20 protein-coding genes are annotated in these 21090 nt (G+C 70.0%); 11 read left to right on the forward strand and 9 right to left on the reverse strand.

Annotated elements, in window-relative coordinates; translation table 11 throughout:
- Positions 1 to 60: 60 nt before the first annotated feature.
- The 5 genes from CLT74_RS05065 to CLT74_RS05085 all read left to right on the forward strand — a co-directional run bounded on the left by CLT74_RS05065 (position 61) and on the right by CLT74_RS05085 (position 4360).
- The gene (locus CLT74_RS05065) at positions 61 to 324 is read left to right on the forward strand and encodes an MbtH family NRPS accessory protein (RefSeq protein ID WP_099845500.1); all 264 of its coding nucleotides are present in this window, start codon (positions 61 to 63) and stop codon (positions 322 to 324) included.
- Positions 321 to 617 carry a hypothetical protein gene (locus tag CLT74_RS05070; protein ID WP_099845501.1) on the forward strand — a complete coding sequence of 99 codons (297 nt, stop codon included), beginning with the start codon at positions 321 to 323 and terminating at the stop codon, positions 615 to 617. The genes CLT74_RS05065 and CLT74_RS05070 overlap by 4 nt, the downstream gene beginning before the upstream one ends.
- Positions 617 to 1729: a cation:proton antiporter domain-containing protein gene (locus tag CLT74_RS05075; RefSeq protein ID WP_099845502.1), complete on the forward strand. Its 1113-nt coding sequence runs from the start codon at positions 617 to 619 to the stop codon at positions 1727 to 1729. Before CLT74_RS05070 ends, CLT74_RS05075 begins: the two co-directional genes overlap by 1 nt.
- 66 nt (positions 1730 to 1795) lie before the next feature.
- Positions 1796 to 2365 (forward strand): helix-turn-helix domain-containing protein, encoded by a 570-nt coding sequence (locus CLT74_RS05080; protein WP_158240212.1) that lies wholly within the window; start codon positions 1796 to 1798, stop codon positions 2363 to 2365.
- 180 nt (positions 2366 to 2545) lie between these two features.
- Positions 2546 to 4360: a non-ribosomal peptide synthetase gene (locus CLT74_RS05085; protein ID WP_099845504.1), complete on the forward strand. Its 1815-nt coding sequence runs from the start codon at positions 2546 to 2548 to the stop codon at positions 4358 to 4360.
- A gap of 50 nt (positions 4361 to 4410) precedes the next feature.
- Here CLT74_RS05085 and CLT74_RS05090 read toward each other — a convergent pair whose 3' ends face one another.
- From CLT74_RS05090 to CLT74_RS05105, 4 genes are all read right to left on the reverse strand, one after another.
- Positions 4411 to 6066 (reverse strand): flavin-containing monooxygenase, encoded by a 1656-nt coding sequence (locus CLT74_RS05090; protein ID WP_486582001.1) that lies wholly within the window; start codon positions 6064 to 6066, stop codon positions 4411 to 4413.
- Positions 5985 to 7199, reverse strand: a complete 1215-nt coding sequence (locus CLT74_RS05095; RefSeq protein ID WP_099845506.1) for a cytochrome P450 — start codon at positions 7197 to 7199, stop codon at positions 5985 to 5987. The genes CLT74_RS05090 and CLT74_RS05095 overlap by 82 nt, the downstream gene beginning before the upstream one ends.
- Positions 7200 to 7276: 77 nt before the next feature.
- Complete coding sequence (locus CLT74_RS05100) at positions 7277 to 7948, reverse strand: response regulator transcription factor (protein WP_099845507.1); 672 nt, start codon at positions 7946 to 7948, stop codon at positions 7277 to 7279.
- Positions 7949 to 7953: 5 nt separating this feature from the next.
- Positions 7954 to 9186, reverse strand: coding sequence for a sensor histidine kinase (locus tag CLT74_RS05105; RefSeq protein WP_486582002.1), 1233 nt, complete (start codon positions 9184 to 9186; stop codon positions 7954 to 7956).
- 152 nt (positions 9187 to 9338) lie between these two features.
- Here CLT74_RS05105 and CLT74_RS05110 point away from each other — a divergent pair, with 152 nt between their 5' ends.
- Both CLT74_RS05110 and CLT74_RS05115 read left to right on the forward strand, forming a co-directional pair.
- Positions 9339 to 9758: a DUF6220 domain-containing protein gene (locus CLT74_RS05110; protein WP_099845508.1), complete on the forward strand. Its 420-nt coding sequence runs from the start codon at positions 9339 to 9341 to the stop codon at positions 9756 to 9758.
- Entirely contained in the window at positions 9755 to 11719 is a 1965-nt protein-coding gene (locus tag CLT74_RS05115) for a multicopper oxidase family protein (RefSeq protein WP_099845509.1), read from the forward strand. Before CLT74_RS05110 ends, CLT74_RS05115 begins: the two co-directional genes overlap by 4 nt.
- A gap of 8 nt (positions 11720 to 11727) precedes the next feature.
- Here the strand turns inward: CLT74_RS05115 and CLT74_RS05120 are convergent, their stop codons facing one another.
- From CLT74_RS05120 to CLT74_RS05140, 5 genes are all read right to left on the reverse strand, one after another.
- Positions 11728 to 12261, reverse strand: coding sequence for a winged helix-turn-helix transcriptional regulator (locus tag CLT74_RS05120; RefSeq protein WP_099845510.1), 534 nt, complete (start codon positions 12259 to 12261; stop codon positions 11728 to 11730).
- 20 nt (positions 12262 to 12281) lie between these two features.
- Positions 12282 to 12851, reverse strand: coding sequence for a flavin reductase family protein (locus CLT74_RS05125; RefSeq protein ID WP_099845511.1), 570 nt, complete (start codon positions 12849 to 12851; stop codon positions 12282 to 12284).
- 90 nt (positions 12852 to 12941) lie between these two features.
- The gene (locus CLT74_RS05130; RefSeq protein WP_099845512.1) at positions 12942 to 14198 is read right to left on the reverse strand and encodes a pyridoxal phosphate-dependent aminotransferase; all 1257 of its coding nucleotides are present in this window, start codon (positions 14196 to 14198) and stop codon (positions 12942 to 12944) included.
- Positions 14199 to 14247: 49 nt separating this feature from the next.
- Entirely contained in the window at positions 14248 to 14994 is a 747-nt protein-coding gene (locus tag CLT74_RS05135) for an SDR family oxidoreductase (RefSeq protein ID WP_099845513.1), read from the reverse strand.
- Positions 14991 to 15758 carry an alpha/beta fold hydrolase gene (locus tag CLT74_RS05140; protein ID WP_158240213.1) on the reverse strand — a complete coding sequence of 256 codons (768 nt, stop codon included), beginning with the start codon at positions 15756 to 15758 and terminating at the stop codon, positions 14991 to 14993. The genes CLT74_RS05135 and CLT74_RS05140 overlap by 4 nt, the downstream gene beginning before the upstream one ends.
- Positions 15759 to 15880: 122 nt before the next feature.
- Between CLT74_RS05140 and CLT74_RS05145 the strand changes: the two genes are divergently transcribed.
- The 4 genes from CLT74_RS05145 (at position 15881) to CLT74_RS05160 (ending at position 20894) form a co-directional block, all read left to right on the forward strand.
- Complete coding sequence (locus tag CLT74_RS05145) at positions 15881 to 17506, forward strand: AMP-binding protein (RefSeq protein ID WP_099845515.1); 1626 nt, start codon at positions 15881 to 15883, stop codon at positions 17504 to 17506.
- 41 nt (positions 17507 to 17547) lie between these two features.
- A complete protein-coding gene (locus CLT74_RS05150; RefSeq protein ID WP_099845516.1) occupies positions 17548 to 18276 on the forward strand; it encodes a tryptophan 2,3-dioxygenase family protein in 729 nt (242 codons plus the stop codon).
- 56 nt (positions 18277 to 18332) lie between these two features.
- Positions 18333 to 19940, forward strand: a complete 1608-nt coding sequence (locus CLT74_RS05155) for a tryptophan halogenase family protein (RefSeq protein ID WP_099845517.1) — start codon at positions 18333 to 18335, stop codon at positions 19938 to 19940.
- A 90-nt stretch (positions 19941 to 20030) separates the two neighbouring features.
- Entirely contained in the window at positions 20031 to 20894 is an 864-nt protein-coding gene (locus CLT74_RS05160) for an alpha/beta hydrolase (protein WP_099845518.1), read from the forward strand.
- Positions 20895 to 21090: the final 196 nt, after the last annotated feature.

Consider the following 21090-nt stretch of genomic DNA (forward strand, 5'->3'; position numbering starts at 1 on the left):
TGCCGCACCCCTGACCCGTCACCGTCCGGAAACCATTCGAGATCCTTAGGGGTTGTCCGCGTGTCCAATCCGTTCGACGACGACAGCACGGAGTTCCTGGCCCTCCGCAACGGCGAGGAGCAGTACTCACTGTGGCCGGTGGGCATCACCGTCCCCGACGGTTGGCGGGTGGTGCACGGTCCGGCGCCCCGGCGGGAGGTGATCGACCATATCGAACGGGTCTGGACCGACATGCGACCGAAGAGCCTGCGCGACACCGGGCCGGCACCCGGGCGTGCCGGCGCCAGCCCGGACCCGGCCCCGTCGACCGGATCGCGGGCGTGATCACCCTGTCGCCGCGGACCCGGACCCTGCTCGGTGCGGCCCTCGGGCTCGTCGTGCTGGTCAGCACGGTGCCGCTGTGGAGGATGCCCGGGTCACACGACGGAGACTCGCTCACCCGGTTCCTGCTCGCGGTCGCGGTGGTCCTGGTGGCCTGCCAGGCGTTCGCGGCGCTGGCCCGCCGGTTCCGCCAGCCCTCGGTCGTCGGTGAGATGGTCGGCGGCCTGGTGCTCGGCTCGTCGCTGCTCGGCGCGGTCTGGCCGTCCGCGACCGGGTTCCTGTTCCCCCGGCGGTGATGGAAGGGCTGGACAAGGTCGCGCAACTGGGTCTGGTCGTCTTCGTCTTCCTGCTCGGCTGTGAGCTGCGTACCGACCGGATCGAGCGCAAGGGCGTGGTCGGGGCGGTGGTGATCGCCGGCATGGGCCTACCGTGGCTGGCGGGCATGGGCATCGTGGCCGCCACCGGTGGTCTGTTCGTCGGCTCGCAGGGCTCACCGGCGGGCACGATGATGTTCGTCGGACTGGCCATGGCGGTGACCGCGTTACCCGTGCTGGCGCGCATCCTCGACGACCTGAAGTTGCGGCACACGAGCGTCGGCGCGCTGTCGATCTCGGCGGCCGCCATCGGCGACGGGCTGCTCTGGCTGGTGCTCGCCTTCCTGCTGGCCGGGCAGAGCGCGGGCGGCGGGGGAGTGCGGGTCCTGCTGCTCGGCGCCGCCCTGGTTCTCGTGACGGCGCTGTGCGTACGCCCGCTGCTGGTGGCGCTGGTCCGGCGGCTGGGCTCCGGCCAGTCGTTGACGGTGGTGCTGGTGGCCGGAGCGATCGGCTACTCGGTGCTCACCCAGTCCATCCAGTTGCATCCTGTGGTCGGCGCCTTTCTCTTCGGCGTCGCTGTTCCGCGCGACTCCCTGGTGGTGGAACGCATCTGCCAGCAGTTGGAGGGCTTCACGCTGCTCATCCTGTTGCCGCTGTTCTTCGCCGGCGTCGGCATGACGACCTCGATCGGGCTGTTGGGCACCACGCCGGTCACCTGGCTGGTGTTCGCCGGGGTGCTCGTGGCGGCGGTGGTGACCAAGATCATCGGGGCGGGCGGCGTGGCCCGGCTCGCCGGTATGTCGAACGGCGAAGCACTGCGGTTCGGGATGTTGATGAACTGCCGAGGGGTGACCGAGCTGGTCGTGCTCAGCATCGGCTACCAGGCCGGCTTCCTCAACCAGTTGGGATACAGCGTCCTCGTGCTCGTCGCCGTGGTCACCACTGCGGCGACCGGGCCGCTGGTGCGCTGGTCACTACGGCACGACGGGCAGGTCGGACCGTCGTCATCGCGTTCCGGGCCCGCCGGACGCGACCACGCGCCGGTGGCCGACGCACCGGCCAGGCTCCTGAACGGAAAGAAGACAGACCTGTGAGGAGTGTCTCAAGGGTGGCATTTCTTGATTCCCATCGAGACATGGTGGCTATGGGGGATGCAGGCGATGGTCGATGTCAAAAACCGCGTTAAGTTCGTTCGTTGGCCTGCGGAGAGCGACATCCGCGCGGAATGCCACGAGCAGCAGCACCTCTGTCTGCTGATCGTGGAACACGGCGCGGCACCGCCGGACCAACTGAGTCTCTACGAGGACTGGGTGCGCCCACCCATCGGTCGGGAGGACCTCCAGGTCCGGATCCGCCAGTTGGCGGCCCGGGCGGTACTCAACGAGAAGCCGGTGCTGGACCCGGCCGGGATGCTGTACTTCAACAACGCGTCCGTCACGCTCTCGCTGATGCAGTGCGAGATGCTGGCGCCGCTGCTGGCCAGATACGGCCAGCTGGTCTACCGCACCGAGCTGCGGGAGATCCTGGAGACCTCCGGAGCCAGCTCGTCCAGCAACGCACTCGACCTGCACGTCATGCGGCTGCGCCGCCGCCTGGAGGTCGTCGGCCTCGCGATCCGTACGGTGTGGGGGCGCGGCTTCTTCGTCGAGCCCGGATCACGGGCGTCGACGCCCCAGGTGGACACCCGGCGGACAGTCGCGGCGGCGTCGAGGAGAACTCGACCACGGTGAGCGGGCGGGCTGCCGCCAACCCTCTTCCGTCGGGACCGCGCGACGTGCGCCCGACGCCCGACCGTGCGGCTCGGCGGACCGCGAGCTGAGTGAAAGACCCGGGAAAGCGTACGGCAGAACGCCGTGCGACCACGGATAAGGTCGTTGCCACATTGGCAGGAAAGCTGCGTCGGAGGCGGAGTGGACACTGTTTCGGAGTTCTTTGAGGCGAGCGCGTTGACGTCCGGTGATGCTCCGTCGGTCGTCTTCGGTGAAACCGTCGTCGGATACGCGGAATTGAACGCCCGGGCCAATCGGCTGGCCCGCCGGCTCATCATGGCCGGCGTGGGACCGGACTCGTTGGTCGCGGTGGCGGTGCCACGCTCGGACACGTTGATCACGGCGGTCCTCGCCGTGCTGAAGGCCGGGGGAGCGTATCTGCCGCTCGATCCGACCTATCCGGCCGAGCGGCTGACGCACATGGTCACCGACTCGGGCGCCGTGCTGTCGTTGCGTACCGAAAGCGTCGCGACGGTGCGCCTCGGCGTGCCGGAGCTGGTGCTCGACGATCCCGCGTTCGTGGCGGCGTGCGCAGGCGAACGCGACGGCAACGTCACCGCCGACGAACGGCTGGCGCCCCTCACCGCCGACAACCTGATGTACGTCATCTACACCTCCGGCTCCACAGGCGTTCCCAAGGGAGTCGCCCTCACCCACGCCGGGGTGGCAGACCTGGTCTCCACCCAGGCCCGGGTCTACGGCATCCGTCGCGGCGAACGGGTGCTGCAATGGGCGTCGTTCAGCTTCGACGCCTGGTTCTGGGACTTCACGATGGCCCTGATGCACGGCGCGACGCTCGTGATGGCCCCGCAGGAGGACCTGATGCCGGGGGAGTCGCTGCGCGACACCATGCTCAGGCACGGGGTGGACCACGCCACGCTACCGCCGGTGGCGCTGAGCATCACCGACAGCGCGGGGCTGCTGCCCGCCGGCACGCTCACCTCCACCGGCGACGTCTGCACCAGGGCCCTGGCGGCGCAGTGGTCGAAGGGCCGGCGGCTGTTCAACGGCTACGGCCCGACCGAGGTGACAGTCGGCACGTCGATCGGCGGACCTGTCGAGGGCGTGCAGGAGGCGGTGAGTATCGGCTCGCCGTGGGACGGAAGCGCGGTGTACGTGCTCGACGAGCGGCTGCGCCAGCTGCGTGACGGCGGTGAGGGGGAGCTCTACCTGTCCGGCAGCGGCGTGGCCCGTGGGTACCTGCACCGACCGGGCCTGACCGCGTCCCGGTTCGTCGCCAACCCCTACGGTCCGCCCGGGAGCCGGATGTACCGCTCCGGCGACCGGGGCCGATGCGCGGCCGACGGGGAGCTCTATTTCACCGGCCGGGTCGACGACCAGGTGAAGGTCCGCGGCTTCCGGGTCGAACTCGGCGAGGTCGAGACCCGGTTGGAGAGCCACCCGGCGGTGGAGCTGGCCGTAGCGGTGCTGGCCGGCGCCGACGCCTCCACCCAGCACATCGTCGCCTACGTGACCGGATCCGGGCCCCAGGCCATCACGGCGGCGGAGGTACGCGAGCACGCGCGGGCCGCGCTGCCCGAACACATGGTCCCCTCGGCTGTGGTCGTGCTGGACCGGATGCCCACCCTGCTGAACGGCAAGATCGACCGCAAGGCGCTCGCCGAGCGGGCGGCGACGGCTCCGCCCGAGCAGCGCGTCGTCCCGGATCGCGCCCCGCCGTCGGAGTCCGGCACGCCCGTCGGTGACCGCGCTGGCGACGGTTCGGGTCCCGCACCGTCGCTCGAGGAGCTGCTGTGCGGTCTGGTCGCTGAGACGCTGGAGATCACCGAGGTGACCCCGCAGGACAACTTCTTCGAGCTGGGCGGCCATTCGGTGCTCGCCGCCAAGCTCGCCAGCCGGATGCGCAAGGAGCTGGGCGTGACCGTACCGATGCGTTCGGTCTTCGAGGCCGAGAGCCTGGCTGAACTGGCGGTCATCATGGCCCGGTCACGGTAGGCGGGTGTCGGGTGCTGCCCGTGCTGTGGGTCGCAGGCGGCACCCGACCGTCAGTAGACGCCGTCCCGCTTCACCAGGCCCACCGCTCCCAGCGCACGGGTGACGCCGGTGAGCGCGGTGGCCAGGACGATCTCCGCGGCGTTGAACGCGACAGGTAGGTCCAGGATCCGGCGCTCGGCGTTCTCCCGGTCGCTGTGCGGCCCGTTGAGGCGGAAGACGAGCGGCACCTGCGAACCGCACCACAGGTGGTAGGCCAGTCGCGGGTTGCGGAACACCTCCGGACGCCACGGTGAACACCCGATCACCCTGGCGAAGTCGATCATGTAGCGGTTGTAGTGCACCAGCGTACGCAGCTCAGGGTTGCCGGTGAAGAACTCGTCCTCGTACGCCGCCTGCCGCTTGATCAACTGGTCGAGCCGGTCCGGCGGTGGCAGTGTCCGCTTGCCGCTGCACAGCAGCGCGAAGTAGCGGGCCTGCATCTCCGAGCAGGCCGGTACACCACCCGCGGCGGGCCGCGCCCATCCGATGAAGACCACGCCCGTGCCCAGCTCCGGATGGATCATGTGCTTGTACATCTGGCGTACATCGGTGATGTGCACGTCCTTCAGCAGGGTGAAGTCCTCGGTGTACCCGGTGTTCAGGACGATCGTGTCAATCGTCTCCCGCCGGCCGTCCTTGAACACGACGTGGTCCGCGCCGAGTCGCTCGATGCCGGAGGCGTTGACCGTCAGCGTGCCGTCGACGATGCGGTGGATGAAAGCCTCGTTCTTGGTCAGGAAGTGGTTGAAGAAGCTCTTGTTGTGGGAGTTCCACTCGGCGATCGCCCGACTCGCGGCGGTCTTGCCGAACCGCTTGCCCAGCAACGTACCGACGCGGTGGACAGCGGTGGCGGCCGCCAGCGGCAACGCGTTCAGCATCTCGGAGGTGTAGGCGTCGTTCGGATGCGGCCGTTCACCCGGGAACCGTGCGACGACGGACTGCCACCGGCGCACCGACAGCGTGCAGCTCGCCGCCACCTGCGCGATCTCGTTGACGACGTCGGCAGCGGTCTCGCCGATGCCCAGGCAGAGGACCCGCTTGCCGCGGAACGGTTCGGCGTTGCGGTAGAACGCCGAATGGGTGACCACCCCCGCGAAATCCTCCTGCCCCGGCAGGTTGACCTTGTTCGGGACCCGGTGGGTGCCGCTGGAGACCACCACCGCGTCGAACTGGTGGCTGACCCGGGCGGTGGGGTCGTCGACGGGTGCCGTCTCGACCATGTACCCCTCGCCGCTGTCGCTCCTGGCAACGCTGAGCACGTCGGTCCGAGGGCGGATGAGCTGACGCAGACCGAAGGCGTCGGCGAAGTCGTGGAGGTACTGCCGGTACTCGATCGCCGTCCAGAACCGCCGTTCCTGCTTCTCCGGCGGCGGGAAGCAGGAGAACGCCATCATGTAGTTGGAGATGGTCAGCAACGTCGAATCGTAGGCGCCCGGCTCGTCGGTACCCGCCCCCGCACGGAACACGCCGCCCAGGTCGGCGTTGTGGTCGAAGCAGGTCACGGCGTGGCCCTCGTCCAGGAGTTCTTTCATCGCGATCAGACCCGACGGGCCCGCGCCGATGACACAGACGGCTCTTTTCACGGTCACCTCGACATTTCGAAACGGACGGGCAGGGTGTCGTAGCCGGAGACGAAGTTCGAGTAGATGGGGCGGGGCTTGCCGCACAGCTCCATCCGGCCCACCTGACTGGTCAAGGCGGTGAGCAGCGCCCGCAACTCCGCGCGGCCGAGGAACGCACCGAGGCAGTAGTGCGGGCCGTGGCCGAACGACAGGTGCTTGTTGGGCGACCTTGACAGGGTGAACCGACGCGGCTTGTCGAACACCGACTCGTCGTTGTTCGCCGAGATGTTCCAGAGCGTGACGATGTCGTCGGCGCGCACCTGCTGCCCGTGCACCGCGAAGTCGCTGCGTGCGGTACGCGCCACGTGCATCCCCGGGGTCGCCCAGCGGAGGACCTCCTCCACGGCCGAGTCGAGGTCGACCGCACCGCTCCGCAGGGCGTCCCACTGGTCGGGGTGCTCGATCAGGGCCAGGACGGCGCAGATCGCCGAGATCCGGGATGTCTCGTCGCCGCCGAGGATCAGGCTGTAGCAGTTGACCGCGATCTCCTCGACGGTCAGCGAGACCCCGTCCACCTCGGCGCTGGCGAGCATGCTGATCACATCGTCACCCGGCGTGCGCCGCCGATCCTCGGCCAGGTCGACGAAGTAGAGCAGGATCTCGTTACGGGCGCTGAGCGCGTCGAGGTCGCTGCTGTCGGCCCGGTCCGACGACAGGGCCATCTTGTTCCACCGGAGCAGGTCCCTGCGGTCGCCGAGCGGCACCGACAGCAGGTCGCAGATGGTGTTCATCGGGATCTGGTCGGCGACCTCGGCGGCGAAGTCGAACGAGCCCGCGCCGACGACCGCCGACACCAGTTCGGTGGAGCGGAGCTGGACGTTGGTCACCACCTCGCCGAGCGCCCGTGGGGTGAAGGCGCTGAACATCAGGTTGCGCAGTTTCCGGTGCGATGGCCCGTCGGTGACCGCGAGCATGCTGCCGCCCGCGGAATCGTTGCCGCGCAGCACCACGTCCAGCACGTTGCCGCGTTCGGAACTGAGCGCCGGGTCGTGGTAGAGAGCCTGGACGTCGGCGTACCGGGACACCACCCAGAACCCCGGGTTGCTCTCCGTGGCGGGGTGCCAGTAGACCGGGCATTCCGCCCGCACGTCCCGCCAGAACGCATGCACGTCGTTGTCGACGAAGGTGGCTGGGTCGACCAGGTCCAGGGACCGGCCGCCGGGGGCGGGCCTACTCATGGCCCGATGGTGGCAGGCAGACCATGGTCCGGAATGGACTCTTGCCTGTTCCTTTCCGGACCGGTGTGGAGACCGGGTCAGTGCTGTTCGGTGTACTGGCCCAGCCCGGTCTGGTAGGCGATCGCCACGAGCTGCGCCCGGTCGCGCGCGCCGAGTTTGCCCATCGTCCGGCTGACATGCGTGCGCGCGGTGGCCGGGCTGAGGAACAGCGCGGCGCCGATCTCGTCGTTGCTCAGCCCCTGCGCCACCAGCACGAGCACCTCACGCTCGCGGTCGGTGAGCACCGCGAGTCGGTCCTCGCCGGCCTGCGCGGCCCTACGCCGGGCCGTGAACTGACTGATCAGCCGACGGGTGACCCGAGGGGCGAGCAGCGCGTCGCCGGCGGCGATGACCCGGATGGCGTGCAGCAGCTCGGCGGGGCCGGCATCCTTGAGCAGGAAGCCACTGGCACCCGCCTGGAGAGCCTCGAAGACGTTCTCGTCGGTGTCGTAGGTGGTGAGGATGAGGATGCGGACCCGTTCCATGCCGGGCATCTCGACGATCTGCTCCGCCGCGCGGATGCCATCGAGGCGCGGCATCCGGATGTCCATGAGGACGACATCGGGCCGGGTGGCGCGAGCCAGCTCGACGGCCTCGGCCCCGTTTGTGGCCTCACCGACGACTGTGATGTCGTCCTCCAGGTCGAGCAGTAGCCGGAATCCGGAACGGACCAGCCGCTCGTCGTCGGCGAGCAGCACCTTGATGGACATGTCGGTCACGGGCGTGGCGCAACCGGCGCGAGCGGCAGGCGGGCGACGACCTCGAAGCCACCGCCGGTGCGGGGTGTGGCGTGCAGTTCACCACCGAGCAGTTGGCAGCGTTCCCGCATGCCGATGATGCCCCGGCCGCTCGACGGCGGACCGGCACCCACCGCGACGAGCACCGGGTCGCTGGTGCCCTCGTCCGTCACGCGGATGCCCAGCGTGTCGGAGGCGGCCTCGATCGACACGGTCACCCGGGTCGGTCCGACGTGGCGGATCACGTTGGTGATCGACTCCTGGATGATGCGGTAGGCCGCGCTGTCCACCGCGCTCGGCAACGGCGTCACGTCCGAACTCTTCTCGATTCTCACGTCGAGGCCGGCCTCACGGGCCTTGCTGGCGAGCGCCGGGATCTGGTCGAGACCCGGGTGGGGTTCACGACCGTCGTCCTCGCGCAGCACCCCGAGCACCGCACGCATCTCGTGCAGCGCCCGTGAGCTGGTCTGCTCGATGGCCCGCAACGCGTCGCGGGCCTGAGCGGGCCGCTTGTCGAGTACGTGCGCGGTGACGCTGGCCTGCACGTTGATGATGGCGATGGCGTGCGCGACGGTGTCGTGGACCTCGCGGGCGATCCGCAGCCGTTCGGCGTCGACCCGAGCCCGGGTCTCCTCCTCGCGGGCCCGCTCGGCCATCTCGGCCCGCCGCTGCGCGTCGGCGGCGATGACCCTGCGGGATCGTACGGACTCACCGAGCGTGATGCTGATGACCGAGGCGCCGATCCGCAGGAGCACCCAGGCCACTGCTTCCCTCGGCTGGATGTCAGCCCCGGCGATCAACCATCCGACGGACAGCACCGCGGTGCCCGTACCCGCGATCAGCAGGAACCGGCGTCCGTCGCCGTAGGCGGCGAGGGTGTACAGGGCGACGAACAGCCCGAGGCAGGCCAGCCGGTCGGGGAACCCGAGACCGAAGTAGACGAGGCTTGCCACGCCGGTGACCGCGAACACGGCGACCGGCCACCGGCGACGGAAGACGATGACCAGGCCGCTCAGCAGCACCAGGAGGTAGCCGGCGTAGCCGAAGTCCGAGGCGGGTCGGGCGACCGGCTCGGGAAGGACGGCACCGTAGTCGCTGACGCTCTGCACCTGGACGACGGTGACGAAGAGCGCCAGCAGGACGTCGGCGAACCAGGCCGGCCGCCGGGCGAGCCAGGCACGCAGTCGTTCCGGCATCGCCAGCAGATTCATGCCGCGATCGTACGACATCGGGCACACTCTCCGATGCGTGCCCGACTACGCCCTGCGACGTATCCGGCCCGTCTCCGGGTACGCGGATCCGCGTACCCGGTGCCACGTCTCGCCCCATGCGCGACAGGTGGACCGAACACCATGATCTGTGCATGAAGAAGCTCTTCGCGGGCCTGGCGTCACTGTTGCTACTCGCCGAGGTCGCACAGTTCTATCTCGCTGCCAGTGGGGCGTTCGACTCCGCGCCGATCGAGGAAGCGTTCTCCCCCCACCGCGTCCTCGGGTATCTGATCCTCTTCTTCTCCGCGTTGCTCGCGGTCGTCTCCGCGCTCGCCCGAATGCCCGGCCGGGTCATCGGCAGGACGGCCCTGGTCGCCGGACTGGTGCTCATCCAGTCGCTGATCCGGGAGGTTGCCAGGTCCTTCGGCGAGGGCTCCGAGACGGGTCACTACATCTTCGGCGTGCACGCTGTCAACGGGCTGATCATCTTCGGGATCACCATCTGGGTGGTGCGGGAGGCTCGCCAGATCGCCTGGCAGCGCACCGAGCTCAGCCACGCGACCCGGTCATGACCACTGCGGCACTGACCGTCCTGGACCATGCCTCGGCGTTGCTCGGCGCCGCCGCGTGGCTCGCCGCCGGGGTGACCGCGGCGCTGGGCCGCGCGAGGGCTGGCCTGGTGCTGCTCGTCGCGGGGCTGGTACTCACCCTCGCCAAGGCCGGGTCAGTGGCGATGTTGGCCGGGCGGGGCTGGTGGTTCGTCCAGGAGAAGGCGCTGCTCGGCATGCCGCTGCTCGCGACGGCCGCGCTGGTCGCCGTGGTGATCGCCGGGCCGCCGCTGCGCGCGCGGGCCACCGGAGCACCCCGGCGGCCCGGCCGGGAGCGGGCCGGCACCGTCGCGCTGTTCGCCGCCGGGTACGCCGCGTTGGCCGGCTTCGTGGTCACCTACCTCGTCGGCTATCCGCTGACCCTGCCGACGGCGTTGATCGCGGTAGGCGTGGTGGTGGCGGCCGTGCTGCTGACCGCGCGGTCGCTCCCGGCGCCGCAGGTGGACGTCGTGGGGGAGGAGGCCCCGACCGCGGGGCCGAGCCTGTCCCGCCGTGGCTTCCTCGGCGTCGCCGGTGGCGTGGTCGCGATCGGTGCGACCGGCACCGGCGCGAGCCTGTCGGTGCTCTCCGCCGCCCCCGGCCACACCGTGGGCGGCGGTCCCGGTCCCAGCCGCCGCCCCACCGTGTCGGTGGCCGACCTGCGCGGGCCGGACACCCCCGCGCCGGGCGGCGTGCGACGCGCGTACGGGGTGACCGCCCGCAAGGCTGCCGTGCGGCTGCCGTCCGGGCAGGACGTCGACGCCTGGACCTTCGACGGTGCGGCGCCCGGTCCCCAGCTCACCGCCACCCAGGGTGACCTCGTCGAGGTGCGACTCGTCAATAAGGACATCGACGGGGGCGTGACAATGCACTGGCACGGCTACGACGTGCCGTGCGGGGAGGACGGGGTGCCGGGCCTCAGCCAGCCGGCGGTGGCACCGGGCGACGCGTTCCTCTACCGGTTCCGCGCCGACCAGGTCGGGACGTACTGGTATCACACCCACCACGCCTCCCATGTCGGCGTGCGCCGCGGTCTCTACGGGGTGCTCGTCGTGGCTCCCCGCACGGATCCCGACCCCGCGGATCTGGACGTGGTCGTCCCGGTGCACACCTTCAGCGGCGGCGCGGCGGTCGCGGGTGTCGAGCATGTCGCGGCGGCGGGCTCAACGGTCCGGTTGCGCCTGGTCAACACCGACTCCGACCCGCGTCGCTTCGCGCTGGCGGGTGCCGCGTACCGGGTGGTCGCGGTGGACGGGCGTGACCTTCAGGGCCCCGGCGAGACCAGCCGGACGGCGGTACGGGTCGCCGCGGGTGGGCGGCGCGACCTGGTGTTCGTCATGCCGGAGACCGCCGTGGCGCTGTTCGTCGACGGTGTGGTCGCGGTGTGGTTGCGACCCCGTCCGGACGCACCCGACGGCGAGGCGGCCACGCAGGACACCGCCGGATGGCCGGAACTCGACCTGCTCACCTACGGGACCTCGACCCCCGTACCGCTGCGCACCGCGTCCGCGGACCGGCACTTCACCCTCGTGCTCGACCGAGGGCTGGCCATGGTCGACGGACGCCCCGCGTTCGCGCAGACGGTCAACGGGCGCGGCCACCCGTCGATTCCGGACCAGCTCGTCGCCGAGGGCGACGTCGTCCGGTTCACAGTGGTCAACCGCAGTCTGGAGACCCATCCCTGGCACCTGCACGGACATCCGGTGCTGATCCTGTCCCGCGACGGTCAGCCCTCCTCGGGCAGTCCGCTCTGGATGGACACGTTCGACGTGCGCCCGGGCGAGGTGTGGGAGGTCGTCTTCCAGGCCAACAACCCGGGCATCTGGATGAACCACTGCCACAACCTGCCACACGCCGATCAGGGCATGATGCTGCGCCTGCGGTACGACGGCGTCAGCACGCCGTTTCACGGCGCACACGCGGCGGGGCACCGCCACCCGTCCTGACCACATACTCAGGGGGTAAGCATGATCCTCGGGTACCGCGCGGTGACCATCTCGCTGGCCTTCGGACCCCGGGCGAACACCACGGTCTCGGTGTCGATTCGCCGGCCCGTCCGCCGGTCCACCACGACCGGGTCGACCTCCACGCCGGTCTCGGTGTCGACCAGGATGACGCTGCGGTCCCGCGGGGCGAGCCGATGGTTGCCCCACGACGCGATGACCAGCAGCAGCGGGCGAAGCGACCGACCCAGGGGCGTCAGCCGGTACTCCCGGCCGTCGGGCCCCGGGGCCTCGACCGCCAGCTCGACCAGACCTCTGCCGCCAAGGTCACCGAGGCGCTCCAGCAGCAGCTCGGTGGGCGTTCCGAGGTTGTGCTGGATGGCCCCGAACCGGGTGTGGCCGTTGAAGATCTCGTGCAGGATCTCCAACGTCCACCAGGCGCCCACGACCTCCACGGTGCGCCCCAACGGGCAGTCGGGGATCCGGGCCTTCGGGCCGGACGGACGAGGCGCGCCGTGCTGGGCGCCGGTGTTGACACTGCTCATCTGCACTCCAGGTGTCTCGTTCACCTTCGGCCGTCCGGGTCCGGCCCGTCGGGTCCGGACGCCGGAGTGACGGCCAGCGACCAGTACCGCCGCATGCCGTACAGCAGCGGGCTGACCGGGGCGACCGCGTGGGTGCGGACCCGCAGCACCGTCCCGAAGACCACGACGTGGTCCCCGACGGGCAGGGCCTTGCTGACGCGGCAGTCCGCGGCCGTGTGGGCGTCGTCGACCAGGTGCGGCATCCCGGACTCCGGATCCGGGACCCACCCGACCTTCTCGAAGCGGTCAGGTGCGCCGGAGGCGAACAGCTGCGCGACCGGCTCGGCGTGGTCGCGCAGCAGGTTCACCGCGAAGGCGGACACGTCGAGCAGGGCCGCCAGTGTCGGACTCGCGGCGCGTAGGCACACCAGCAGCGTCGGCGGCTGGAGCGCGACGCTGCACACCGACGAACAGGTCATCCCCCATGGCACGCCGTCCCGCGCCGCGGTCGTGACGATGGCGACCCCGGCGGGGTGGGCGGCCATGAGGGAACGGAACTGCGCCGGGTCGACAAGTGGCGGCGCGACGATGCCTGTCACGGGCTCCGGCATGGTGTGCCCTCCTCCTCGCTCGAACGCACAGGGACCTCCCGGGCTGCCGTACCTGCCGAGGCGCCGCTGGCCCGACGGCAGGTCTCCAGCTCATCCCGCGGACCGGTGACCCGCGCCGCCGCACTCGTCGACGAACTCCAGGATCCTGCGCACCCCGGTCTCCAACCAGCCGGGATCCACGCAGAACGCGACCCGGACCAGATGCCGTGCCCATGGCGCGTAGTCATGGGCACGGATGTGGCCCCGGTCGTCGAGCTGGGGCCGCATGGCGAAGCCGTTGCCGGCGACCACGGCGACACCCTTGCGCTCCAGCAGCCGCAGCGCGAACGTCTCGGCGTCCAGCCCGGTGCTGGCCACGTCGAGCATCGCGTACCAGCCCCCGGCGGGCAGTTCGTGCAGTAGCCCGGCCTTGACCAGCGGTGGCAGGGCCACGTCCCGGTTACGCTGCACCAGCTTCCGGTTGGTGGCGGCGGCATCGGACCGGCTGGCCAGCGCGGCGACCCCGGCGTGCTGCACCGGGGTGTTGGTACCGATGATGTTGGCCTCCTGGACCACCCGCATGACGTCGGCGGCCCGGTCGTTCGCCAACACGACGTATCCGAGCCGGTAGCCGGTCATCGCGAAGCTCTTGGAGAAGCTGAAGACGCTGTGCACGATGCGCTCGTCGACCGGCACGTCGCGCTCCAGGGAAGCGACGGAGAGGTGTTCGCGCTCGTAGCAGAAGTGCTCGTACGCCTCGTCGCTGACCACGTGCCAGCCCCGGGTACGGGCCAGGTCGAGCAGGGCGCTGATCTCGTCGGGGGTCAGCACCACACCTGTGGGATTGGCGGGCGAATTGATCAGCAACACCCTGGTCCGGGGGCCGGCGACGGCCGCGATCCGCTCGACCTCGGGTCGGAAACCGGGCCCGAGCGGGTAGAACACCGGCCGCAACCCGGCGAGCAGACTCTGTTGCAGGTGGACCGGCCAGTGCAGCTCCGGCAGGAGGATCTCGGCGCCGGGCTCGCTGAGGGTCTGCAGCAGGGCGGCGAGTCCCTCACACGAGCCCGGGGTGACGAGGACCCGGTCAATGACCGTGTCCACCCCGTTGTCCGTCCGCAGCTTCTCCACCGCCGCCTCGCGCAGCTCGGGCAGTCCGTCCGGGCCCGTGTACTTGGTGTCGCCACGGCGGACCGCGGCGACGAAGGCGTCGGCGACGTTCTGCGCCGGGTGGAAGTACGGGTCGCCGACGTGCAACTTCACCACCTCGGCGCCGGTGCGCCGCTCGGCTTCCTGCGCGGCACGGAAGATGGTGTGCAGACACGACGAGGGGATGAAGCTGGCAGCGGACGAGATTTCGGGGCTCACGCTCTGACCACCTCTGTTTCGTGAAGGTTGGTACCTGACTGGGCGGCTCTCATGCCGTGCGACCGCCGTCGACCGGTATCAGTGCGCCGGTGACCCAGCCCGACAGCGCCGGGTCGAGTAGCGTGCAGACCCACTGGCCGATCTCGGCGGGGTCTCCGAAACGCCCCATCGGGGTCGACGCGACCAGGTCGGTCCGGAGCCGCTCGATGCCGGTGTCGTCCAGCCCGGTTCCGGTCCACAACGGTGTGTCCACCGGCCCCGGCAGAATGGCGTTCACCCGTACGTCCGGTGCGAGTTCGCGGGCCAGGGACCGGGTGAGGCTGTTCAGCGCCGCCTTGGTCGCGCCGTAGTAGGCCCGTCCGGGCATCGACAGGACGCCGCCGACCGAGGAGACGTTGACGATGCTGCCCCTGCTTGCCCGCAGCAGCGGCGCCGCGCACCGGATCAGGTCGGCGGGCGCACGGACGTTCACCGCGAACATCTCGTCGAGGTGTGCCGGATCGAGTGTCTCGATCGGACCGAACCGGGCCAGGCCCGCGTTGTTGACCACCGCGTCGAGACCGCCGAAGGTCTCGGCGGCGACCGTGACGACCCGCTCGGCGGTGTCCGGTGCCCGGACGTCCGCGGCCACCACCGCCACGGCGAACGGGTACCGGTCGGCCAGCGCCCGTAACTGATGTTCGCGGCGGCCGACGATCGTCACCTTGGCCCCCGACTTCACCAGGCACTCGGTGATTCCCAGGCCGATACCGGTGCCGGCGCCGGTGACCACGACCGACCTGCCGTCGAGGGTCACCGCCGCACACCGCCTGCCGTCAGGGTCGCCACGATGTCGGCGACCAGCTCGTCCGGGTGGGCGAGCAACTGGAGGTGGCCGCCCGGCCAGGCACGCATGCTGAACGCGGCGTTGCTGACGCCGGCCCACCCGGCCACCTGGTCGGCGTCGACGAGCGGGTCGTCGGTGTTGTGGTAGCCACGCACGGGGCAGTCCAGCGGGGCGGCGTCCGGCGCGGGTCGGTAGGTCTCGTGCACGGTGATGTCCGATCGGAGCACGGGCAGCAGCAGGTCACGTAGTTCGGGCTCGTCGGCGATGTCCGGCTCGATCCCGCCGAGCTTCGCCACGGCCGACCACAGGTCCTCGTCGTCGAGTTGGTGGGTGGTTCCGCCGCCGGCCAGCCAGGGCCCGGCCGCGCCGGAGACGAACAGGTGCCGCACGGGTTCGCCGTGGTCCCGCAGCACCCGCGCCGTCTCGTAGGCGACGAGCGCGCCCAGGCTGTGCCCGAACAGCGCGTACCGGGTGGGCGGCAGTGCGAGCAGCTCCGCGGCCACCTGGGTCGCCATCTCGGCGATGCTGGCGGCGGGATCCTCGGCCAACCGGTCGGCGTGGCCCGGGTACTGCACGGCGTACAGCGCGACATCGGCGGGCAGCGCAGCGGACCAGGGGCGGTAGACCGCCGCCGTGCCTCCGGAGTGCGGGAAGCAGACCAGTCCTGCGGTGGGATCGTCGACGCTGGTGAGCGTCCGGACCCACCTCCGGTCGGATCTCCGTGTTCGGCTCACGACATCGAGCGTCACCGAGTCCGCTCGATCATCCGGACAATCTGTCAAGGCTCTGTCGGGTGCGACGCGGCCGTTGGGCTGCTACCGGAATCTGGTACCGCCGCACCGAAGGAGGACACCAGATGCTGGACGGGTTCGTGCCCTGGCCGCCCGACGTCGCCGAGCGTTACCGACGTGCCGGTTACTGGCGAGGTTCCTCCCTTCGGCAGCTCTTCGACGACAGCGTCCGGCGTCATCCGGACAAGGTGGCCGCGGTGGACGCCACCCGCCGCGTCACCTACGCGGAACTGGCGGGCGAGGCCGACCGGATCGCCGCAGGTCTGCTCGATCTCGGCATCGGCAGCCGCGACCGTCTGGTCCTGCACCTGCCCAACGTGAACGAATTCCTGTCAGTCCTGTTGGCGGTTTTCAGCATCGGCGCGATTCCGGTGCTGGCCCTGCCCGGCCACCGCCGCGACGAGATCACCCACCTGGCCCGCGCCTCGGACGCGGTGGCCTACCTCGGACCGGACCGCTTCCAGGGGTTCGACCACCGGGCGCTGGCCCGCCAGCTCCGCGCCGACGTGCCGAGCGTGCGGCACGTCGTGATCGCCGGCGACAGCGGCGAGTTCACCTCGCTGGCCGAGCTGGCCAGGTCCGAGCCGCGGCAACTGCCGCCGGTCGACGCGGCGGAGATCGCACTGCTGCTGCTCTCCGGCGGTACCACGGGGGTGCCGAAGTTGATCCCCCGCACCCATGACGACTACGCCTACAACATCTTCGCCTGCGCAGAAGTGACCGGATTCGGCGCGGAGAGCGTCTACCTCGCCGCCAACCCCGTACCGCACAACGCCGCGCTCGGTTGTCCCGGCGTGTTGGGTGCGTTGCTCGTCGGCGGAAAGGCGGTCCTGGCCGCCAACCCGAGCCCGGACCACGTCTTCCCGTTGATCGGTCGGGAGGGCGTCACCCACACCGCTCTGGTGCCGGCACTCGCGCTGCTGTGGACCGAGGCGGCGCAGAGCATGCCTGTCGACATGAGCGGCATGACCCTCCAGGTGGGCAGCTCGAAGTTCGGTCCGACCGCGGCCCAACGGGTCAGCTCGGGCCTGCGGTGCCGCCTCATGAACGTCTACGGCATCGGCGAGGGGCTGATCACCCACACGCGCCTCGATGATCCGCTGGAGGTCGTCTACACCACCGAGGGCACGCCGATCTGCCCGGACGACGAGGTGAAGATCGTCGACCCTGAGGACCGCGAGCTTCCGGCCGGGGTGACCGGCGAGTTGCTCACCCGTGGCCCGTACACGATCCGGGGTTACTTCGCCGCGCCGGAGCACAACCGGCGGGCGTTCACCGCCGACGGGTTCTACCGCACCGGCGACCTGGCCAAGCTCACCGAGGACGGGCGCATCGTCATCGAGGGCAGGCTCAAGGACATCATCCACCACTTCGGCGAGAAGGTCTCCGCCGAGGAGGTGGAGGGCCACGTGTTGACGTATCCGTCGGTCCGGGACGCCGCTGTCGTCGGCATCCCGGATGACGCCATCGACGAACGCATCTGCGTGTTCGTGGTGCTCACCGCCGAAGCGGAGGGGGCGGGGACGCCGCCGACGCTGCGCGCGATCCGGGAGCACATCCGCGACCGTGGGTTGGCGCCGTACAAGCTGCCCGACGAGCTGGTCGTCGTGCCGGACCTGCCGCGTACGCCCGTGGGCAAGATCGACAAGAGTGCCCTGCGCGCGGGGCGGCGTGAGCTCCAGCACCGCTGAGCCACCGTCCGGGCACCTTGCTGAGGAGGGCCTTCCCACCGATGACCAATCCGACGGACATCCGGCGCGACCGCGCGTACGGGGAGATTCTCAGACTGGACGAGCTGCTCGAGATCGCCTGCGTACGCGACGAGCCGGACCGCACCCTGTTCTTCGCCGCCCACCAGGCGTGCGAGTTGTGGTTCGCGGTCATCCTCCGGCACGTCGAGTCCGCCCGGGACGCGCTGAACCGCGATGAGGCGGACGTCGCCACCGACCACATCGGGCGACTGCCGGCGGCGATGCGGGTGCTCAGCGGACACTTCGACGTCCTGAGCACGTTGGCACCCGAGTCGTTCGACGAGATCCGGGCGACCCTCGGCTCGTCGAGCGGCTTCCAGTCCGCCCAGTATCGGGAGATCGAGTTCCTGTGCGGAGCCCGGGACCCGCGATTCCTCAACACCCCCGGGTTCACCGCGGGGGAGCGGGCCCGGCTCGTCACCCGCTGCGAGGAGCAGTCGCTGTCGTCCGCCTTCGTCGAGTACCGCGACCGTGCCCGGGCCGACGGTGACCTGGCCCCGGTCGAGCGGGTCCGCGACGCGCTGGCGGCCTTCGACGACGCGGTGCGGTCGTGGCGTGCCCGGCACGCCCAGCTGGCCGAGCAGTTCATCGGCGAGGGACGCGGCACGGCCGGCTCGGCCGGGGCCGCCTACCTGTGGCGGTCGACCGAGCGGACGTTGTTCCCGGACGTCTTCGCGCCCGTGGTCGGTGGCGGGGTCCACCAGAACTGAGCCGAAGCAGACACATTCGTCGAGTCCCGGGTTATCGGGTACAAGGAGGATCCGCAATGACTGTCAGTGGTGCCGCCGCCAAGAACACGCGCGACCCCGGCAGGACACAGCGAGTCGTCATCGTCGGTGGCGGGACGGCCGGCTGGATGACAGCGTCGTACCTGGCGGCCGCCTTCGGTAAACGGGTCGACGTGACGGTCGTCGAATCGGCCACCGTCGGCACGATCGGGGTCGGCGAGGCCACCTTCAGCGACATCCGGCACTTCTTCGAGTTCCTGCGGTTGGAGGAGTCCGAGTGGATGCCCGCCTGTAACGCCACGTACAAGCTCGCCGTCCGGTTCGAGAACTGGCGCGAGCCGGGCCACCACTTCTACCACCCGTTCGAGCAGATGGCCTCGGTCGACGGGTTCCCGCTCAGCGACTGGTGGCTGCGCTACCCGACGACGTCGCGGTTCGACAAGGACTGCTTCGTCATGGCGTCGCTGTGCGATGCCGAGCGTTCGCCCCGGTATCTCGACGGCAGCCTGGTCGACCAGGGCTTCGTCGAGCAGACCCACGACGAGACGTCCGCCCGGTCGACGATCGCGGAGTACCAGGGCGCGCAGATCCCCTACGCGTACCACTTCGAGGCGCACCTGCTGGCGAAGTTCCTGACCGGGTACTCCACCCAGCGCGGCGTCAAGCACGTCGTCGACAACGTCGTCGACGTGGCGCTCGACGATCAGGGGTTCATCTCGCACGTGCGTACCGCCGAGCACGGCGAGATCGCCGGTGATCTGTTCGTCGACTGCACCGGCTTCCGGGCGCTGCTGCTGAACAAGGCCCTCGACGAACCGTTCGTGTCCTACCAGGACACCCTGCCCAACGACAGCGCTGTCGCGCTCCAGGTGCCGCTGGACATGGACAGCAAGCCGCTGCGGCCGTGCACGACCGCGACCGCGCAGGACGCCGGGTGGATCTGGACGATCCCGCTGATCAGTCGGATCGGCACCGGCTACGTCTACGCCAGCGACTACGCGACCCCGGAGGAGGCCGAGCGGGTGCTGCGCGAGTTCGTCGGCCCCGAGGCGGCCGACGTGTCCGCGAACCACATCCGGATGCGTATCGGCCGCAGCCGGCGGTCATGGGTGAAGAACTGCGTCGCGGTCGGCCTGTCCAGCGGCTTCGTCGAGCCACTGGAGTCGACGGGCATCTTCTTCATCCACCACGCCATCGAACAGATGGTCAAGTACTTCCCGTCCGGGCGCGGCGACGACCTGCTGCGCGAGCAGTACAACAGGTCCGTCACCCACGTCATGGACGGCGTACGCGAGTTCCTCTGCCTGCACTACCGGGGTGCGAAGCGGGTCGACAACCAGTACTGGAAGGACACCAAGACCCGGGTGATCCCCGACGCGCTCGCGGAGCGGATCGAGATATGGCAGCACAAGGTGCCGGACTCGGAGTCGATCTACCCGCACTACCACGGTCTGCCGCCGTACTCGTACAACTGCATCCTGCTGGGCACGGGCGGAATCGACGTGCGGCACTCGCCCGCCGTCGAGCTGGCCGACGAGCGGGCGGCGCTCGCGGAGTTCGAGCGCATCCGGCTCAAGGCCGAGAAGTTGGTGCAGGAACTGCCCACCCAGAACCAGTACTTCGCCGCGATGCGCGCCAACGCGTGACAGTCGTCCGTTCCGTCTCCCCGGCGGCCGGCCGCCGGGGAGACGGAACGGACCCCGCGGCGACCGTTTCGGCACCGGAAGCGAAGTGACGTGTATCTGACGTACGACCAACGAGCCCTGGACATTCAGTACTCGCCGAGTTCCCGCGTCGCCGACATAAACGTTTTCCTTCGCGAGTACGCCGAACGTAGCGCACAGGCGCGGGACCGGCTCGACGTGCATTCGGGCGTACGCTACGGACCACGACCCGAGCAATTGCTCGACTATTTCCCCGCTGCCCGGCCGGACGGCCCGTTAGTGGTGTTCATCCACGGTGGGTACTGGCAGGAGCTGAGCCGACTCGAATCGTCCTTCATGGCCCTGGACCTGGTGCCGCGCGGCATCTCCGTCGCGGCGCTAGGTTACGGCCTGGCGCCCGCGTACGGGCTGCCGGAGATCGTCGACATGGTCGCCGAGGGAGTTCGCTGGATCTGCCGGAACGCCTGTCAGTTGCCGGCGAGCCCCCGGTCGATCTACCTGAGCGGGTGCTCCGCGGGCGCGCACCTGGCCGTCATGGCGCTGCTCGACACGTCCGGCGGGCCGCGGGAAGGCGACCGTCCCGATCGGGCGGTGGCGGGCGCGGTCCTGCTCAGCGGCGTTTACGACCTGGAGCCGGTCCGCCGGACATATGTCAACCAGGCGCTCGGGCTGGATCCGGAGACCGCGCGCGACTGCAGCCCGATGCGCCGGCTGCCGGCGGTGCTGCCACCGCTTGTCGTCGCGCGGGGCGAGAACGAGACCGACGAGTTCGGCCGGCAGCAGGTGGAGTTCGTCGAGGCCGTCCGAGCCTGCGGCAGCCGCGTGGTCGACCTCGTCGTGCCGTCGCGCAACCACTTCGATCTGGCTTTCGATCTCGGCGTCCCCGGAACGCTGCTGGGTGATTCCCTTACCGCACTGATAGGGCTCGACGAGTAGTCCGACAACCGATGTGTAATTTTCACGGCATTGTCCACGATATTCACAGCCACCCATCGGGCGGCGACAGATTGCTCGGTGCTGCGGGCTGCTGTTAGGGTCGGGGACAGGCACCGGCGCTGATGTCGCCAGTTTGCCTGACATCAATCTCGCGCCCCGCCCGTCGACGTATTTGGAACCGAACATTCCGCAGCGG

It is taken from the genome of Verrucosispora sp. CNZ293 (assembly GCF_002754655.1).

Excerpts from the sequence above, each read along its gene's own strand:
- CLT74_RS05075 (WP_099845502.1), top strand. The coding sequence starts at position 617 with ATGGAAGGGCTGGACAAGGTCGCGCAACTGGGTCTGGTCGTCTTCGTC.
- CLT74_RS05080 (WP_158240212.1), top strand. The coding sequence starts at position 1,796 with ATGGTCGATGTCAAAAACCGCGTTAAGTTCGTTCGTTGGCCTGCGGAG.
- CLT74_RS05095 (WP_099845506.1), bottom strand. The coding sequence starts at position 7,199 with ATGAGTAGGCCCGCCCCCGGCGGCCGGTCCCTGGACCTGGTCGACCCA.
- CLT74_RS05100 (WP_099845507.1), bottom strand. The coding sequence starts at position 7,948 with ATGTCCATCAAGGTGCTGCTCGCCGACGACGAGCGGCTGGTCCGTTCC.
- CLT74_RS05105 (WP_486582002.1), bottom strand. The coding sequence starts at position 9,186 with ATGAATCTGCTGGCGATGCCGGAACGACTGCGTGCCTGGCTCGCCCGG.
- CLT74_RS05110 (WP_099845508.1), top strand. The coding sequence starts at position 9,339 with ATGAAGAAGCTCTTCGCGGGCCTGGCGTCACTGTTGCTACTCGCCGAG.
- CLT74_RS05115 (WP_099845509.1), top strand. The coding sequence starts at position 9,755 with ATGACCACTGCGGCACTGACCGTCCTGGACCATGCCTCGGCGTTGCTC.
- CLT74_RS05120 (WP_099845510.1), bottom strand. The coding sequence starts at position 12,261 with ATGAGCAGTGTCAACACCGGCGCCCAGCACGGCGCGCCTCGTCCGTCC.
- CLT74_RS05125 (WP_099845511.1), bottom strand. The coding sequence starts at position 12,851 with ATGCCGGAGCCCGTGACAGGCATCGTCGCGCCGCCACTTGTCGACCCG.
- CLT74_RS05145 (WP_099845515.1), top strand. The coding sequence starts at position 15,881 with ATGCTGGACGGGTTCGTGCCCTGGCCGCCCGACGTCGCCGAGCGTTAC.
- CLT74_RS05150 (WP_099845516.1), top strand. The coding sequence starts at position 17,548 with ATGACCAATCCGACGGACATCCGGCGCGACCGCGCGTACGGGGAGATT.
- CLT74_RS05155 (WP_099845517.1), top strand. The coding sequence starts at position 18,333 with ATGACTGTCAGTGGTGCCGCCGCCAAGAACACGCGCGACCCCGGCAGG.